This window comes from Sulfitobacter sp. 1A13496 (assembly GCF_043557225.1).
GTDB classification, from domain to species: Bacteria; Pseudomonadota; Alphaproteobacteria; order Rhodobacterales; family Rhodobacteraceae; genus Sulfitobacter; species Sulfitobacter faviae.
Genome location: NZ_JBIFFP010000008.1, coordinates 99,139 through 113,582 on the forward strand (window position 1 = coordinate 99,139; position 14,444 = coordinate 113,582).

Sequence of the window (14,444 nt, forward strand, 5' to 3'; positions counted from 1 at the left end):
GCCTAAAACCTCCTTGCACTCACCCGCTATGCACCTATGACGGAAGACAGCCTGAACGGGAGGGTCCGATGGCCGTCAACTTGCTCGACACATTCATCAAACCGATGCACCGCGAGGGCATCAAATTCGTGGCGATCTTCGCCGCTGTCACGCTGGTGCTCTTCGCCATCGAAGAAGTCCTCGGCTGGATCGGGGTGGGCCTGACGATCTGGTGCTACTACTTCTTTCGCGACCCCGAGCGTGTGACCCCCGACCGGCCCGACCTGATCGTCAGCCCCGCCGATGGCATCGTCTCACTCATCGAGCCTGCGGTGCCGCCCGCCGAGCTGGGGATGCCGGATGTACCCCTGACCCGCGTCAGCGTCTTCATGAGCGTCTTTAACTGCCACATCAACCGCGCCCCCGCCGCGGGCAAGGTGCAGGCCGTGGCCTACCGTCCGGGCAAGTTCTTCAACGCCTCGCTTGACAAGGCCAGCGCCGACAATGAGCGCAACAGCCTGTGCATCCGCATGGACGACGGGCGCGACATCGCGGTGGTGCAGATCGCGGGCCTCGTGGCGCGGCGCATCGTCTGTTTCGTGAAATCCGGCGACGGGCTTGAGACCGGCGAACGCTTCGGCTTGATCCGCTTTGGCTCCCGGCTAGATGTCTACCTGCCCGAAGGCGTCGACCCGATGGTGCGCATCGGGCAGACCATGGTCGCCGGGGAAACCGTGCTGGCCGAGTTGAAACAGCCGGTCATAGAGACCGCCCCGCTTTAGGAAAGACCCCATGCGCCCCCCATCTGAAAAGACCGGCGCGGACCTTGCGCTGATCCAGCTTCTGCCCAATGCGCTGACGATCACCGCGATTTGCGCAGGGCTTTCGGCGATCCGCTTTGGGGTGCAGGGCAACTATGTGCTGGCGGTGCAACTGATCCTTTTGGCCTGCGTGCTGGATGGGTTGGACGGGCGGCTGGCGCGACTCCTGCGGTCTTCCAGTCCGATGGGGGCGGAATTGGACTCCCTGGCCGATTTTTTGAACTTCGGCGTGGCCCCGCCGCTGATCCTCTATTTCTGGGCGCTGCAAGACATGCGCAGCGCGGCTTGGATTTCCGTGCTCGTCTACGCAGTCTGCTGCGTGGTGCGGCTGGCGCGGTTCAACGTCAACGACAAGGCCGAAGCCGCCAAGGCCAAGAACGGCGATGCGGTAGGCGAATCCGGTTCCTTCTTCACCGGCATCCCCTCGCCCGCGGGCGCGCTGCTGGTGCTCTTGCCGATGACCCTGTCCTTTGCCTTTCACAACCGGCCCATTCTGCCGGATTGGATGATCTGCCTGCATATGGTGCTGATCGGTTTTCTGATGATCAGCCGCATCCCCACATGGTCTTTCAAAACCACCAAAGTCTCCCGACGCCATGTGAAATACCTGCTGGTGGGCGTGGCAATTTTCGCCGCCGCCTTGGCCACCTACGCTTGGACCACGCTCGTCGTGCTCTGCTTGGCCTATATCGGCATGGTGATCTGGGGGCTTTTGAGAGCACGGAAAACGAGTTTAACCAAAAGGAATTGAAATGGACATCAAGGCGGTCGAGACATCCTATGCCCGTTGGGCACCGATCTACGACAAGACCTTCGGCGCGTTGACCAGTGGCGGTCGCCGTCATGTCGTGGCCCATATCAACAAGGGCAGCGGCTCTGTCCTCGAAGTGGGTGTGGGCACCGGCCTGTCCCTGCCCCACTACGCGCCACACCTCTCCGTCACGGGCATCGATTTCAGCGACGAGATGCTAGCCAAGGCCCGCCAGCGCGTCAACCGCGAAGGGCTGCAACATGTAGCTGACCTGCGCCAGATGGACGCGCGCCACCTCGACTTCCCCGATGCCAGTTTCGACACGGTTGCTGCGATGCATGTGCTGTCCGTGGTGCCCGAGCCTGAGCGGGTGATGGAGGAAATCGCCCGCGTGCTCAAACCCGGCGGTCAGGTGGTCATCGCCAACCATTTCATGCGCACCACGGGGGTGCTGGGCTTTCTGGAAAAAGTCTCGGCCCCCTTTGCGAATACGCTCGGCTGGCATTCGGATTTCGAGATGGAAACCGTGTTGCAACAAGATGCGCTGGAAGTCGAAGACGAACGCGCCCTGCCGCCCATGGGCATGATGACCTTCCTAGTGTTGCGCAAACGCGGCTGATCACGCAGGCGGCGGGGCCTGCCCCGCCGGTTCAGGTCTTCCGGCGCAGCCGGATCACCACATCGACCGAGGCAATCTCGGCCCCCTCAGGCGCATCGGGAAGCTGCGCGATCACCAACTCTTCCGAGGGCGCATCGGTCAGCTTGCTGTCGTCTTCCCAAAAGAAATGCGGGTGATCGTGGGTGTTGGTGTCGAAATAGCTTTTGGAGCCATCCACGGTCACCTCCTGCAACAGCCCGGCATCGCAGAACGCCCGCAACGTGTTGTAGACCGTGGCCAGCGAAACAGCCTCGCCCTGCCCCTTCGCAGCCTCAAACAGGCTTTCGGCGGTGACGTGGCGGTCTTGCCCATCGCCCACCAGAAGGCTCGCCAGCGTGACACGTTGGCGCGTGGGGCGCAGCCCGGCCTGAGCCAACCAGCGCGTTCCGACCTCTTGTACCTCTGCGGACATCAGTTCCCTGCCTTTCAGGGTCATATAAAGGAGGAAATCCCCGGTTTTCAATTGAAAACCTTGCACCAATCGTCGCAGCGTCCCTGCCGCGCCCTTGCGGCACGCGGCGGCGGGGTGCTAAACGGGGCCGGATGTTATAACAGAGCAGCAGGAGAGCCGCAGGATGGCCGACTACCCCACGAGTTTCGACAAGGAAGATCTGCTGAAATGCGCCCGCGGTGAACTTTTTGGCCCCGGCAACGCACAGCTTCCCGCCCCGCCGATGCTCATGATGGACCGGATCACCGATGTCTCGGCCGATGGCGGCGCCCATGGCAAGGGCCATATCACCGCCGAGTTCGATATCACCCCGGACCTGTGGTTCTTTGAGTGCCACTTCCCCGGCAATCCGATCATGCCCGGCTGCCTTGGCCTTGACGGCCTGTGGCAGCTCACGGGCTTCAACCTCGGCTGGCGCGGCTGGCAGGGGCGCGGCTATGCGCTTGGCGTGGGCGAGGTGAAGCTCACCGGCATGGTGCGTCCGGACCGCAAGATGCTGACCTACAAGATCGACTTTACCAAGGCGATCCAAACCCGCCGCCTGACCATGGGCGTGGCTGACGGCACCGTCGAAGCCGATGGCGAGGTGATCTATCAGGTGAAAGACATGAAAGTCGCCCTTAGCGAGAGCTGAAGCGCTGCGACTTTACGGATATTAAAAGGGGGCCACGCGGCCCCCTTTTGCATTGTCGCTCAAAGCGTCTGCATTTCCTGCACCTTACCGTCATGGCGCCCGGTCACCGCGGCCTCGGCCAGCACGGCTGCCACATCGGCACGATGCGCCTCGCCCTTCTGATCGACACCCTCGCCCAGATTGACCGCATTGGTCTTGGGGTCATCGGTCAGCGCCACGGGCCGCAGGATCGAATGGGTCAGGCCGGATGCTTGCAGATGTTCATCCGCCGCCTGCTTCGCCTTCAGGTAATGGGTCATCTCATGATCCTCCGGCGGGTTGTCGGCCCCCACCGAACTCAGCATCACAAAGCGGTCGACCTCGGCCTCGCGGGCCAGATCGACCAGACGCTGCGCGCCTTCGCGGTCGACCTTTTCAGTCATCTCCGGCCCCGTGCTGCCGCCCGACCCGGCGGCGAAAACAACGGCGTCGACACCGTCGCACACGCCCGCTTGCAGGTTGGTCAGATCGCCCTTCCGCTCTTCGGTGCCCTCGGGCAGCACAGAGGTATCAGAACCGTCGCGCACCAGTGCGATGGGCTCGGCCCCGCGGTCTTTCAATTCACTGACGAGCAGACGCCCGGTTTTGCCGGTCGCACCGGCGACAAGTACTTTCATGGTCATATGGAACCTCTCGGAATTTAGTTTGATACGGGCGAGCGGCGTTTCGCGCCGCCCGCCCTTTGCCAGTTACGACGGCAGGAAAATCGACTTGGCGTTGACGAACTCTTTCATGCCAAAGCCGCCGTGTTCGCGCCCGTAGCCGGAATTCTTCACCCCGCCGAAGGGCATGTTCGGATCGGCGGCGCCAAAGTTGTTGATCCGCACCATGCCGGTGTCGAACTCATCCCGCGCAAGGCGCAGGGCGTGCTCTTCATCCGTGCAGAAGATGCCGCCGCCCAGACCATAGCGGCTGTCATTGGCAATGCGCATCGCGTCTTCGTCATCCTTCGCCCGGATGACCGAGGCGACGGGGCCGAAGATTTCATCGTCATAGGCTGGCATGCCCGGCTTGACCTCGGCCAGAACGGTCGCGGGATAATACGCACCTGTGCGGTCGGGCACTTCGCCACCGCAGAGCACCTTGGCGCCCTTCTCGACACTCTCATTCACCTGATCGCGAACGGTTTCGAACTGCTCTTGGCTCGACAGCGGCCCGAGCTTGGTGTCTTCGTCCATCGGATCGCCCATCGGGATCGCTTTCATCGCATCGACATAGGCGCTCACGAAAGCGTCGTAATTCTTCTCGGTCACGATGAAACGCTTGGCCGACACGCAGGTCTGACCGTTGTTATAAAGCCGCCCCATGGTCGAGAATTTCACCGCCGTTTCGATATCGGCGTCGTCGAGCACGAGATAGGCGTCGTTCGAGCCCAGTTCGAGCACGGACTTCTTCAGATGTTTCGCCGCCTCGGACCCGATATGGCTGCCCGCGCTGTCCGAGCCGGTCATGGTCACGCCGCGCACCAACTTATGGCCGATCAGCTTGTCGGAGGTATCGTGGTCGATGATGATAACGTTGAACAGGTCTTTGGGCAGGCCCGCTTCTTCGCAGATCTCTTTCAAACGCAAGCCGCTGCCGGTGCAGATTTCCGCGTGTTTCAGGACGCAGCCGTTGCCGGTCATCAGGTTCGCGGCCAGCACGCGCACGGGCTGGTAGAGGGGGAAGTTCCACGGCTGAATCTGATAGATCACGCCGATGGGCTGATAGGTCACCACACCGCGCTTCTTGCCGCCCGCGTGTTTACGCTCTTCATCCTTCAGCATGTCGGGGCCGTTCTCGGCGGTATATTCAAAGATCTGCGCGCAGAGTTCGGCCTCGGTCAGCCCGTCTTTGTAGAGCTTGCCGACCTCGCGGGTCATCAGTTCCGACAGGCTTTCCTTATTTTCGCGCAGCTTCTCGGCGATCTTTTTCAGATAGGGCGCGCGTTCTGCATGGGTCAGCTTGCGCCATTCCTTGAACGCCTCATGCGTGGCCTCGACCGCTTGGGTCGCTTCGGTTTCGGACATCACGTCATAGGTGTCGAGCACCTCTTCAGTGGCGGGATTTACCGTATTGATCTTGGGCATTCTAATCTCCTTTATGTCTCGTGAAGCCAACCCCGCCTGCCTCTGCCCCGTTCCATCACAGAACCTTGACCGCGACCTTCGCGCGCAGAGGATCGGCAAACCGCTTGCGCCGTATGGGCGTGCTGGCATACACCGGGGCTGCCAAAACAAAGGAGTGCTGCGCATGCGCCGCGTCGTCGTCACAGGGTTGGGGATTGTCTCATCCATCGGAAACAACGCCGAAGAAGTGCTCGAAGCACTGAAAAACGGCACCTCCGGGATCGAAGCCAGCCCGGAGATGGCCGAACACGGGTTCCGCAGCCGCGTCGCCGGGACGCTGAAGATCAATCTGGCCGATCACATCGACAAGCGGACCTTGCGTTTCATGGGGCCGGGCGCGGGCTATGCCTATGTCGCCATGGATCAGGCGATCAAAGATGCGGGGCTAGACGAGGCTCAGATCAGCAACCCGCGCACCGGTCTGGTGGCAGGCTCCGGCGGGCCGTCGACCTCGGCCATGTTCGCCGCGCATAACATCGTGAAAGACACCGGCGCCACCAAGCGCATCGGGCCTTTTGCCGTGCCGAAATGCATGTCTTCGACCGTCAGCGCGAACCTCTCGACCTCCTTCAAGATCAAGGGCATCAACTATTCGATCACCTCGGCCTGCTCCACCTCGCTGCATTGCATCGGCAACGCGGCCGAGCAAATCATGCTGGGCAAGCAGGACGTGATGTTCGCCGGCGGCGGCGAGGAGTTGGATTGGACGCTCAGCTGCCTCTTCGACGCGATGGGCGCGATGTCGTCAAAATACAACGACGCGCCTGAGACGGCGAGCCGCGCCTTCGACGCGGACCGCGACGGTTTCGTGATCTCCGGCGGCGGCGGCATGCTGGTGCTGGAAGACCTCGACCACGCGCTGGCGCGCGGTGCAAAAATTTACGCCGAGGTGACCGGCTATGCCGCCACCAGCGACGGGCATGACATGGTCGCCCCTTCGGGCGAGGGCGGCGAGCGCGCCATGCGTCTGGCGCTGGAGACCCTGCCCGAGGGCCGCAAGGTGGGCTACATCAACGCCCATGGCACCTCGACCCCGGTGGGCGACGTGGGCGAGATCGAAGCGGTGCGCCGTGTCTTCGGTCAGGGCAACACCCCGCCTGTCAGCTCCACCAAGTCGATGACCGGCCACGCGCAGGGCGCTGCCGGCGCGCTGGAGGCGATCTTCTCGCTCTTGATGCTCGACAACGATTTCATCGCCAAGTCGATCAACGTGCAAAACCTTGACCCCGCGCTCGATCCCTCCGAGATCGCGTTGGAGCGGGTCGACAACGCGGGCCTCGACTCGGTGATGACGAACTCCTTCGGGTTCGGCGGCACCAACGGGTCGATGATCCTGTCGAAATACCAAGGCTGAGGGCGCGGGATGTCTGGATTGCTTGCAGGAAAACGCGGCCTCATCATGGGTGTGGCCAATGAACGCTCCATCGCCTGGGGCATCGCCAAGGCGATGGCCGAGGCCGGGGCGGAACTGGCCTTCACCTACCAGGGCGAAGCCTTTGGCAAGCGGCTGGAGCCGCTGGCGCGGAGCGTCGGCTCCGACTTCATGGTCGATGTCGATGTGACCGACGACGCCTCGCTCGACGGCGCTTTCGAGGAGTTGGGCGCGCGTTGGCCAACCATCGACTTCGTTGTCCATGCCATTGCCTTTTCGGACAAATCCGAACTGACGGGGCGGTTTTTGAACACCAGCCGGGCGAACTTTAAAAACTCCATGGATATCTCGGCCTATTCCTTCATCGACGTGGCGCGCCGCGCGCATCCGCTGATGAAGGAGAACGGCGGCACGCTGATGACGCTGACCTACATGGGCTCGAACCGGGTGACGCCGAATTACAACGTGATGGGCGTGGCCAAGGCGGCGCTGGAAAGCGCGACGCGCTATCTGGCGAATGATCTGGGGCCGGAAGGCATCCGGGTGAACGCGATCTCGCCGGGGCCGATGAAGACGCTGGCGGGGGCTGCCATCGGCGGCGCGCGCAAGACCTACAAGCATACGGATCAGAACGCGCCGCTGCGGTCCAACGCGACGCTGCAGGCGGTGGGCGGCACGGCGGTCTATCTGGCGTCTGACGCCGGCGCCTGCACAACAGGTGAGATCATCCGTGTGGATGGCGGCTTCCACGTGCTGGGGATGCCGCAGGCGGAGCATCTTTAACCAGAGACTGAGGGCCATCGCCTGCCCGCGGGTGGGCGAGCCAACAGCTGGACCTTGCCACTTTATGGTTCAGCCGTGACGTGACTTCGCCAAGTCGCGTCCAGCCTCACCAAATCGCCTACCCGTCCGGGCGGGCAGGCGATGGCCCGGCGCCTGCGGCTTGATTCCGGGCCAAGTGGCAGCCTCTACCGCAACGCCTCGGTCTGCCAAAGCCACACCTTCATCCCGCCATGCGCAATCGCCGGCCCCTGCCCCTTCCACGGCAACCCGGTCGCCTTCGCAAGCGGCGGCTCCGAGGTCACGAGCCCCACGCGCCAGCCACGGAACCGCGCCTTCAGCGTCTCGCCCAGCGTTCCATAGAGCGGATAAAGCAGCTTCTTGTTGCCGATCCGCCCCCCGTAGGGCGGGTTCACGATCACCAGCCCGGGCGGGCCTTCGGGCGGCTGCACCTCCCCTGCCCCGTGGCAGATGAAGTGACACCACGCCCCCACCCCGGCCCGGTCGGCATTGGCCGTGCTCATGCGGATCGCGCCCGCGTCCCGGTCAGAGCCGTGGAACCGCAGGGCAGGCTCGGCCTCCGCCCCGGCAGAGCGCATCTCTTCCCACGCCCCGGCATCGAAACTCGCCAGATCCTCGAAGGCGAACCGGCGCGAGCGCCCGGGCTTCAACCCCGCCGCGATCTCGGCCGCCTCAATCAGGAACGTACCCGAGCCGCACATCGGGTCGACCACCGGCTCGCCGGGCGCATAGCCGCAGGACCGCAGCATCAGTGCCGCCATGTTCTCGCGCATCGGCGCCTTGCCCACGGCCTCCTTGTGGCCGCGTTTGTGCAGCGCTTCGCCGGAGGTATCGAGGCTGAAGATCACTTGATTGTCGTGGATGCGGACCTTCAGCACCAGCGCGGCCTCGGCATCGACGGGGATGCCATGGCTCTCGCGCAGCGCCGTCTCGACCCGCTGGGCCGCGGCCCCGGCGTGATAGATCTTCGACGCCTTGCTGGTCACCTGCACCTTCACCGGCACATCGGCCCTCAGCACATCGCCGAAGGGAAACTTCCGGCAACGCTTATCCAGCTGCGCCAGATGGAAGGCCATGAAACCGCCGATCCGCGCCAGCACCCGCGCGGCACCGCGCAACTCCAGATTGGCGCGCCAGACCTCGGGCCAGCCGCCCTGAACGGTCACGCCACCGGGCTGGGCCTGAGCGCCTGCAAAACCTTTTTCCTGCGCTTCGGCGCAGAGCAAATCCTCAAGCCCGGGCGGGCAGACAAGGAAAATCTCGAATGTATCTGGGGTATCCATGGCCCCTGCATAAGCGCCAATGCGCGGGCGTGCGAGGGAAAAAGACGCCGGAGACGTCTTTGGGGCGTGCCGGGGGGGAAGCCCCCCCGGCCACCGATATCAGGCCGCCGGAGCGATCTTGACCAGTTCGATGTCGAACTGCAGGTCCTTGCCCGCCAGCGGGTGGTTGGCGTCGAGCGTGACGGTGGTCTCGTCAACCTCAACCACGGTCACCGGCAGGGCCTGACCCTCGGGGGTCTGCATCTGCAGCTGCGTACCGGGATCGAGCGGGATGTCCGCCGGGATGCCTTCGCGCGGCACGGCCTGACGCATCTCGGGGTTCACGGGGCCGTAGGCCTCTTCGCTGGGCACTTGAACGACCTTCTTGTCGCCTTCGGTCATGCCCGGAAGTGCGCTGTCGAGACCGGGGATGATCTGGCCCGAACCCACAACGAACTCCAGCGGGTCACGGCCCTCGGAGCTGTCGAATGTGGTGCCGTCCTTCAACGTGCCGGTATAGTGAATCTGTACTGTGTCGCCGGATTTGACCTCAGCCATCGGGTGTCTCCAATCTGTAGGGGGAAAAAAGGGAAGGAGGCCGCGTATCTGCGCGGGTGCTCCAAATTCCGCGACAGCATGAAGATTGTGACCCCGAGAGTAAACCCCCCGTCCGGGTCGATCGCGGAATTCGCCCCTTTTCGCCGCCGCGCCTGCGTGCCACTCTGCCGCGACACGGAAAGGGAGAGCCTGTCAGATGCCCATCACCACCTGCGTTTTCGACGCCTATGGAACCCTCTTTGACGTGGCCGCCGCCGCCCGTGAGGCCGCAGCCGAACCCGCTTTCGCCGCCATCGCCGAGACTTGGCCGGAACTAGCAGAACACTGGCGCCTCAAGCAGTTGCAGTATTCATGGCTGCGGGCCGTGACCGGGGCGCATGATGATTTCTGGCAGGTCACCCAAGAGGGGCTGGACTGGACGCTGGAGAAGATGAACCTCGCCGATGACCCTGCCCTGCGCGAGCGCCTGCTGGCGCTTTACTGGGAGCTTCGCGCCTATAACGAGGTGCCCGCCATGCTGCGCGCGCTGAAAGACGGGGGCCTGAACACTGCGATCTTGTCGAACGGCGCCCCCGCGATGCTGGACGGGGCAGTGCAATCGGCGGGAATCGGTGAACTTTTGGATGTCTCGCTTTCGGTCGAAAGCGTCGGCGTCTTCAAACCGCATGCGTCGGTCTATGACCTTGTCGGAGAACACTTCGGCTGCGCCAAGGACGAGGTGCTGTTCGTGTCCTCCAACGGCTGGGACGCGGCAGCGGCGACGGGCTATGGGTTCACCACCGCATGGGTGAACCGGGGTGGCGATCCGGTGGACCGGCTGCCGTGGAAACCCGCGCATCAGTTACGTGAGCTGAGCGGCATCCCCGCATTGGCGGGGCTCTGATGCCGCGTTTCACCACCTCCGACGGGCTGTCGCTGCATTACACGGATGAGGGCAGTGGCTTGCCGATCCTCTGCCTTGCCGGTCTCACCCGCACCGGCGCGGATTTCGACTACCTCGCCCCGCATTTGGCTGATCACCGGCTGATCCGCATGGACTACCGCGGACGGGGCCGCTCGGATTTCGACGCGAACTGGCGGAACTACACGCTCTCGGTGGAATGCAGCGACGTGTTGGAATTGCTGGCGCATCTGGGGTTGGAACAGGTCGCCCTCATCGGCACCTCGCGCGGCGGGCTGAATGCCATGGCGCTGGCGATGATCGCCCATGATCACCTTTTAGGCGTGGCGCTGAATGACGTGGGCCCCGAGCTTGACCCCAAGGGCGTTGAATTCATCATGGGCTATCTCGGTCGCAACCCCGCCGCCAAAACCTATGAAGAAGCCGCCGCCGCCATGGCCCGCGCCTTCCCCGAGTTTCACGGCGTGCCCGAGAGCCGCTGGCTTGAGGAGGTCAAGCGTCACTACAGGGCGACCGACGATGGGCTGAAAATCACCTATGATCCGCATCTGCGCGATGCCGTGGCCGCCGCAGGCCAGCAGGCTGTTGACCTTTGGCCGTTCTTCGATGCGCTGCAAGGGTTGCCGCTGGTCACGATCCGCGGAGCCAATTCCACCTTGTTCAGCCGCGAGACGCTGATGCAGATGCAGGCCCGCCGCCCCGATATGATCGTGGCCGACGTACCGGATCGCGGCCATGTGCCCTTTCTCGACGAACCCCAAGCGCTCGCCGCGCTGCACGAATGGATAGGACAAATCAAATGAACATCGACATGATCCGCGCCGCCGCCGACCGCGCCAAGGGCCATGTGCGGCGCACGCCGCTCTTGAACTCCCCCTTTCTGGACGAGATCGCGGGCCGCCGTGTCTGGGTCAAACCGGAGTGTTTGCAGCATACCGGCAGCTTCAAGTTCCGCGGCGCGTGGTCAGCCCTTTCGGCCCTGCCAAGCGCGCAGCGCGCCAAGGGCGTCATCGCCTATTCCAGCGGCAATCATGCCCAAGGCGTGGCCCTGGCGGCCAAGATGCACGGCGCGCCTGCCGTGATCGTCATGCCCGAGGACAGCCCGCGGCTGAAGATCGCCAACACCCGCGCCTATGGCGCCGAGGTGGTGCTCTATGACCGCGCGAATGAGAGCCGCGAGGAGATCGGTGCGGCCTTGGCCGAGGAACGTGGCCTCACGCTAATCAAACCCTATGATGAGCCACAGGTCATCGCGGGCCAAGGGACCACCGGCCTCGAGATCGCCCAGCAGGCCGCCGAGGCCGGGATCGAGGAGGCCCAGGTGATCGTCTGCTGCGGCGGCGGCGGCCTGACTTCCGGCATCGCGCTGGCACTGGAGGCTGAGGCGCCGGGGTTCCGCGTGCGCCCGGCGGAACCGGAAGGCTTCGACGATGCCACCCGCTCGCTGGTTTCCGGCCAGATCGAGCGGAATGCGAAGGCGCTCGGCTCGATCTGCGACGCCATCGTCACGCCTGCGCCGGGGGAGCTGACCTTTCCGATCATGCAGCGGTTGGTGGGGCCGGGGCTGGTGGTGAGTGATGAGGAGGCCTTGCAAGCGATGGGTCATGCCTTCAACCGGTTGAAACTCGTGGCCGAGCCGGGCGGTGCCGTGGCGCTTGCCGCGGCGTTGTTCCGGGGCGGAGAGATTGACGGGGACGATGTGATCGTCACCATCTCCGGCGGGAACGTTGATGCGGATATGTTCGCCCGCGCGCTGCAGACGCTGGGGTAACGATTAGGGCAGCGCCGGCCCGCGGGGTGGTGCTGAAAGCGCCGCCCCAGGGGGGCGGGTCGGCGCTGCCCGGTGTGCCACCGGGCGGTACCTATTCGAACTGTCCCGCCTTTGACCTCCCGCGTTCGCGCGATATGCTGCACCCTCAACGCCGCCCAAAGGAGACCTCCCATGCAGATTTTCGACACCGGCGAGGTGCAACTGCACTACCGCGTCGACGGCCCCGAGGACGGCGCGCCAGTGGTCTTCGCCAACTCGCTCGGCACCGACATGCGCCTGTGGGACCCGATCCTGCCGCTGCTCGCGCCCGGCCTGCGCATCATCCGCTTCGACAAACGCGGCCACGGCCTGTCGTCCTGCCCGCCCGCGCCCTATTCTATGGGCTCGCTTATCACAGATACCGAGCGGCTGCTCGACCACCTTCAGGTGCGCAACTGCGTCTTCGTGGGCCTCTCGATCGGCGGGATGATCGCGCAGGGGCTGGCGGTCAAACGGCTCGACATGATCCGCGCGCTGGTGCTGAGCAACACCGCCACCAAAATCGGCAACCGCGACATCTGGGATGCCCGGATCGCCGACGTCGAGAAAGGCGGTATCGAAAGCCTTGCCGATGCGGTGATGGAGCGTTGGTTTTCGCCCCAGTTCCGCGCCACGCCGGAACTGGCGCTCTGGCGCAACATGCTAACGCGGCAGCCCGACGCTGGCTATGCGGGCTGTTCGGCGGCGATCTCGCACAGTGATTTCATGACGCCGACCTCCGGCCTGCGCCTGCCCGCGCTTGGCATCGCAGGGTCGGAAGACGGCTCAACCCCGCCCGATCTGGTGCGCGAGCTGATGGACCTGATCCCTGCCTCGAGATTCAAACTGATCCGCCGCGCGGGCCATCTGCCCTGTGTCGAGCAGCCGCAGGAATACGCAGAAACGCTGAACGAATTCCTCGCCAGTGTCGGACATATCCCGAAGGCGCAGGGCTGATCGTGGCGGCAGGTGTCTCTGGCAGCGAGCGGGTCAAACGCCTGCAACGCGCGCCGCATTCGCGCCCTATCGCGACGTCGGCCCTTGCCTTTGGCCCCCGCGCGGACCACATCTGACCGAATGCCGCTGCCACTGATCTTTATCCTTGTGACGGTGATGATCGATGCCATGGGCGTCGGCCTGATCCTGCCCGTCATGCCTGACCTGATCCGCGAAGTTCGCGGCGGCGGGCTGAGCGATGCGGCCCTTTGGGGCGGGGTGTTGGCCACGGGCTTTGCGGCGATGCAATTCCTTTTCGGCCCGGTGCTGGGGGGGCTCTCCGACCGTTTTGGCCGCCGCCCGGTCCTGCTGCTGGCGCTGATCGTGATGACGGTGGACTATGGCGTGATGGCACTCGCGGGCAGCATCTGGCTGCTGCTGATCGGACGGCTCGTGGGGGGCATCACGGCGGCGACCCATGCCACGGCCTCGGCCTATATGGCCGATATCTCTCCGGCGCAGGACCGCGCGGCGCGTTTCGGGCTGATCGGCGCGGCCTTTGGCGCGGGCTTTGTTCTGGGGCCGCTGATGGGCGGCGTCTTGGGCGAATATGGCACCCGCGCGCCCTTCTGGGCGGCGGCGGTGCTGGCGGCGGGCAATGCGGTGCTTGGCTGGGCCGTGCTGCGCGAAACCCTGCCCCCGACGCAACGCCGCGCTTTCGACTGGCGACGGGCCAATCCGCTGGGCGCGCTGCGCGCCCTTGGCCGACTGCCCGAGGTCGGCAGGCTGCTCGCGGTCTATTTCATCTACCATGTGGGCTTTGCCGCCTATCCGGCGGTCTGGGCCTATTTCGGGGTCGAGCGTTTTGGCTGGTCGCCGACGATGATCGGCCTTTCACTGTGCCTCTTCGGCGTGCTGATGGCGCTTGTCCAAGGCGCCTTGATCGGCCCCGTGATCCGCCGCCTGGGCGCGCGCGCCACAGTGATCTTAGGCCATATCTTTGCCCTTGCCGCCTTTGCCGCGCTGACCGTGCTGACCTCGGGCACTTGGGCGCTGATCATGACCCCGCTCGCCGCGCTGGCCGGGGTGATCCCGCCCGCGCTTCAAGGCATCATGTCGGCCCGCGTCAGCGCCGATGCGCAAGGGGAGCTGCATGGCGCGCTCAGTTCCTCCACCGCGCTGGCGATGATCCTCTCGCCGCTGACGATGACGGCGGTTTTCGCCTATTTCACCGCGCCGGAAGCTGCGCTTTACCTGCCCGGCGCGCCCTTCCTGCTGGCGCTTTTGCTGGCCCTTGGCGGCTTGGTGCTCTTTGCCAGCCGCCCTACCCCCACGTCACAAGGTGAAACTTCGCCGCAGTAGGTCCAATACCCGTCTTGCGCCA

General features: G+C 64.4%; 16 protein-coding genes. 11 read left to right on the forward strand and 5 right to left on the reverse strand.

The window, feature by feature from the left end; genetic code table 11:
* The first annotated feature begins 68 nt into the window (after nucleotides 1-68).
* Genes ACGYLX_RS16185 through ACGYLX_RS16195 form a run of 3 tightly spaced genes read left to right on the forward strand, consistent with a single transcriptional unit; the run spans nucleotide 69 to nucleotide 2,170 of the window.
* Entirely contained in the window at nucleotides 69-761 is a 693-nt protein-coding gene (locus ACGYLX_RS16185; RefSeq protein WP_394450770.1) for a phosphatidylserine decarboxylase, read from the forward strand.
* Nucleotides 762-771: 10 nt separating this feature from the next.
* Nucleotides 772-1,551, forward strand: a complete 780-nt coding sequence (pssA, locus tag ACGYLX_RS16190) for a CDP-diacylglycerol--serine O-phosphatidyltransferase (RefSeq protein WP_067261404.1) — start codon at nucleotides 772-774, stop codon at nucleotides 1,549-1,551.
* 1 nt (nucleotide 1,552) lies between these two features.
* Nucleotides 1,553-2,170 carry a class I SAM-dependent methyltransferase gene (locus ACGYLX_RS16195; RefSeq protein ID WP_394450772.1) on the forward strand — a complete coding sequence of 206 codons (618 nt, stop codon included), beginning with the start codon at nucleotides 1,553-1,555 and terminating at the stop codon, nucleotides 2,168-2,170.
* Between the two features lie 31 nt (nucleotides 2,171-2,201).
* Here ACGYLX_RS16195 and irrA read toward each other — a convergent pair whose 3' ends face one another.
* Nucleotides 2,202-2,621, reverse strand: a complete 420-nt coding sequence (irrA, locus tag ACGYLX_RS16200) for an iron response transcriptional regulator IrrA (protein ID WP_067261468.1) — start codon at nucleotides 2,619-2,621, stop codon at nucleotides 2,202-2,204.
* A 163-nt stretch (nucleotides 2,622-2,784) separates the two neighbouring features.
* Here irrA and fabA point away from each other — a divergent pair, with 163 nt between their 5' ends.
* Nucleotides 2,785-3,294, forward strand: a complete 510-nt coding sequence (fabA, locus tag ACGYLX_RS16205) for a bifunctional 3-hydroxydecanoyl-ACP dehydratase/trans-2-decenoyl-ACP isomerase (RefSeq protein WP_394450774.1) — start codon at nucleotides 2,785-2,787, stop codon at nucleotides 3,292-3,294.
* A 59-nt stretch (nucleotides 3,295-3,353) separates the two neighbouring features.
* Here the strand turns inward: fabA and ACGYLX_RS16210 are convergent, their stop codons facing one another.
* Both ACGYLX_RS16210 and ACGYLX_RS16215 read right to left on the reverse strand, forming a co-directional pair.
* Nucleotides 3,354-3,956 carry an SDR family oxidoreductase gene (locus tag ACGYLX_RS16210; protein WP_394450776.1) on the reverse strand — a complete coding sequence of 201 codons (603 nt, stop codon included), beginning with the start codon at nucleotides 3,954-3,956 and terminating at the stop codon, nucleotides 3,354-3,356.
* A gap of 66 nt (nucleotides 3,957-4,022) precedes the next feature.
* A complete protein-coding gene (locus ACGYLX_RS16215; protein WP_394450778.1) occupies nucleotides 4,023-5,402 on the reverse strand; it encodes an NAD-dependent succinate-semialdehyde dehydrogenase in 1,380 nt (459 codons plus the stop codon).
* 163 nt (nucleotides 5,403-5,565) lie between these two features.
* Between ACGYLX_RS16215 and fabB the strand changes: the two genes are divergently transcribed.
* Both fabB and ACGYLX_RS16225 read left to right on the forward strand, forming a co-directional pair.
* Nucleotides 5,566-6,795 carry a beta-ketoacyl-ACP synthase I gene (fabB, locus tag ACGYLX_RS16220; RefSeq protein ID WP_394450781.1) on the forward strand — a complete coding sequence of 410 codons (1,230 nt, stop codon included), beginning with the start codon at nucleotides 5,566-5,568 and terminating at the stop codon, nucleotides 6,793-6,795.
* Nucleotides 6,796-6,804: 9 nt separating this feature from the next.
* Complete coding sequence (locus tag ACGYLX_RS16225; protein WP_394450783.1) at nucleotides 6,805-7,596, forward strand: enoyl-ACP reductase; 792 nt, start codon at nucleotides 6,805-6,807, stop codon at nucleotides 7,594-7,596.
* A gap of 185 nt (nucleotides 7,597-7,781) precedes the next feature.
* Here ACGYLX_RS16225 and ACGYLX_RS16230 read toward each other — a convergent pair whose 3' ends face one another.
* A complete protein-coding gene (locus ACGYLX_RS16230) occupies nucleotides 7,782-8,897 on the reverse strand; it encodes a class I SAM-dependent RNA methyltransferase (RefSeq protein ID WP_394450785.1) in 1,116 nt (371 codons plus the stop codon).
* Nucleotides 8,898-8,996: 99 nt separating this feature from the next.
* The gene (locus tag ACGYLX_RS16235; protein ID WP_067261388.1) at nucleotides 8,997-9,434 is read right to left on the reverse strand and encodes a peptidylprolyl isomerase; all 438 of its coding nucleotides are present in this window, start codon (nucleotides 9,432-9,434) and stop codon (nucleotides 8,997-8,999) included.
* A gap of 196 nt (nucleotides 9,435-9,630) precedes the next feature.
* Here ACGYLX_RS16235 and ACGYLX_RS16240 point away from each other — a divergent pair, with 196 nt between their 5' ends.
* The 5 genes from ACGYLX_RS16240 to ACGYLX_RS16260 all read left to right on the forward strand — a co-directional run bounded on the left by ACGYLX_RS16240 (nucleotide 9,631) and on the right by ACGYLX_RS16260 (nucleotide 14,422).
* Nucleotides 9,631-10,317: a haloacid dehalogenase type II gene (locus ACGYLX_RS16240; protein WP_394450787.1), complete on the forward strand. Its 687-nt coding sequence runs from the start codon at nucleotides 9,631-9,633 to the stop codon at nucleotides 10,315-10,317.
* Nucleotides 10,317-11,138 carry an alpha/beta fold hydrolase gene (locus ACGYLX_RS16245; RefSeq protein ID WP_394450789.1) on the forward strand — a complete coding sequence of 274 codons (822 nt, stop codon included), beginning with the start codon at nucleotides 10,317-10,319 and terminating at the stop codon, nucleotides 11,136-11,138. Before ACGYLX_RS16240 ends, ACGYLX_RS16245 begins: the two co-directional genes overlap by 1 nt.
* The gene (locus ACGYLX_RS16250) at nucleotides 11,135-12,106 is read left to right on the forward strand and encodes a threonine/serine dehydratase (RefSeq protein WP_394450791.1); all 972 of its coding nucleotides are present in this window, start codon (nucleotides 11,135-11,137) and stop codon (nucleotides 12,104-12,106) included. Before ACGYLX_RS16245 ends, ACGYLX_RS16250 begins: the two co-directional genes overlap by 4 nt.
* A 171-nt stretch (nucleotides 12,107-12,277) precedes the next feature.
* Entirely contained in the window at nucleotides 12,278-13,081 is an 804-nt protein-coding gene (gene pcaD, locus ACGYLX_RS16255) for a 3-oxoadipate enol-lactonase (RefSeq protein ID WP_394450793.1), read from the forward strand.
* Between the two features lie 120 nt (nucleotides 13,082-13,201).
* Nucleotides 13,202-14,422: a TCR/Tet family MFS transporter gene (locus ACGYLX_RS16260; RefSeq protein WP_394450796.1), complete on the forward strand. Its 1,221-nt coding sequence runs from the start codon at nucleotides 13,202-13,204 to the stop codon at nucleotides 14,420-14,422.
* Nucleotides 14,423-14,444 lie beyond the last annotated feature (22 nt).

Excerpts from the sequence above, each read along its gene's own strand:
- ACGYLX_RS16235 (WP_067261388.1), bottom strand. The coding sequence starts at position 9,434 with ATGGCTGAGGTCAAATCCGGCGACACAGTACAGATTCACTATACCGGC.
- irrA (WP_067261468.1), bottom strand. The coding sequence starts at position 2,621 with ATGTCCGCAGAGGTACAAGAGGTCGGAACGCGCTGGTTGGCTCAGGCC.
- ACGYLX_RS16230 (WP_394450785.1), bottom strand. The coding sequence starts at position 8,897 with ATGGATACCCCAGATACATTCGAGATTTTCCTTGTCTGCCCGCCCGGG.
- pssA (WP_067261404.1), top strand. The coding sequence starts at position 772 with ATGCGCCCCCCATCTGAAAAGACCGGCGCGGACCTTGCGCTGATCCAG.
- fabB (WP_394450781.1), top strand. The coding sequence starts at position 5,566 with ATGCGCCGCGTCGTCGTCACAGGGTTGGGGATTGTCTCATCCATCGGA.
- ACGYLX_RS16245 (WP_394450789.1), top strand. The coding sequence starts at position 10,317 with ATGCCGCGTTTCACCACCTCCGACGGGCTGTCGCTGCATTACACGGAT.
- ACGYLX_RS16215 (WP_394450778.1), bottom strand. The coding sequence starts at position 5,402 with ATGCCCAAGATCAATACGGTAAATCCCGCCACTGAAGAGGTGCTCGAC.
- ACGYLX_RS16240 (WP_394450787.1), top strand. The coding sequence starts at position 9,631 with ATGCCCATCACCACCTGCGTTTTCGACGCCTATGGAACCCTCTTTGAC.
- fabA (WP_394450774.1), top strand. The coding sequence starts at position 2,785 with ATGGCCGACTACCCCACGAGTTTCGACAAGGAAGATCTGCTGAAATGC.
- ACGYLX_RS16195 (WP_394450772.1), top strand. The coding sequence starts at position 1,553 with ATGGACATCAAGGCGGTCGAGACATCCTATGCCCGTTGGGCACCGATC.
- ACGYLX_RS16260 (WP_394450796.1), top strand. The coding sequence starts at position 13,202 with ATGCCGCTGCCACTGATCTTTATCCTTGTGACGGTGATGATCGATGCC.
- pcaD (WP_394450793.1), top strand. The coding sequence starts at position 12,278 with ATGCAGATTTTCGACACCGGCGAGGTGCAACTGCACTACCGCGTCGAC.
- ACGYLX_RS16225 (WP_394450783.1), top strand. The coding sequence starts at position 6,805 with ATGTCTGGATTGCTTGCAGGAAAACGCGGCCTCATCATGGGTGTGGCC.
- ACGYLX_RS16210 (WP_394450776.1), bottom strand. The coding sequence starts at position 3,956 with ATGACCATGAAAGTACTTGTCGCCGGTGCGACCGGCAAAACCGGGCGT.
- ACGYLX_RS16185 (WP_394450770.1), top strand. The coding sequence starts at position 69 with ATGGCCGTCAACTTGCTCGACACATTCATCAAACCGATGCACCGCGAG.
- ACGYLX_RS16250 (WP_394450791.1), top strand. The coding sequence starts at position 11,135 with ATGAACATCGACATGATCCGCGCCGCCGCCGACCGCGCCAAGGGCCAT.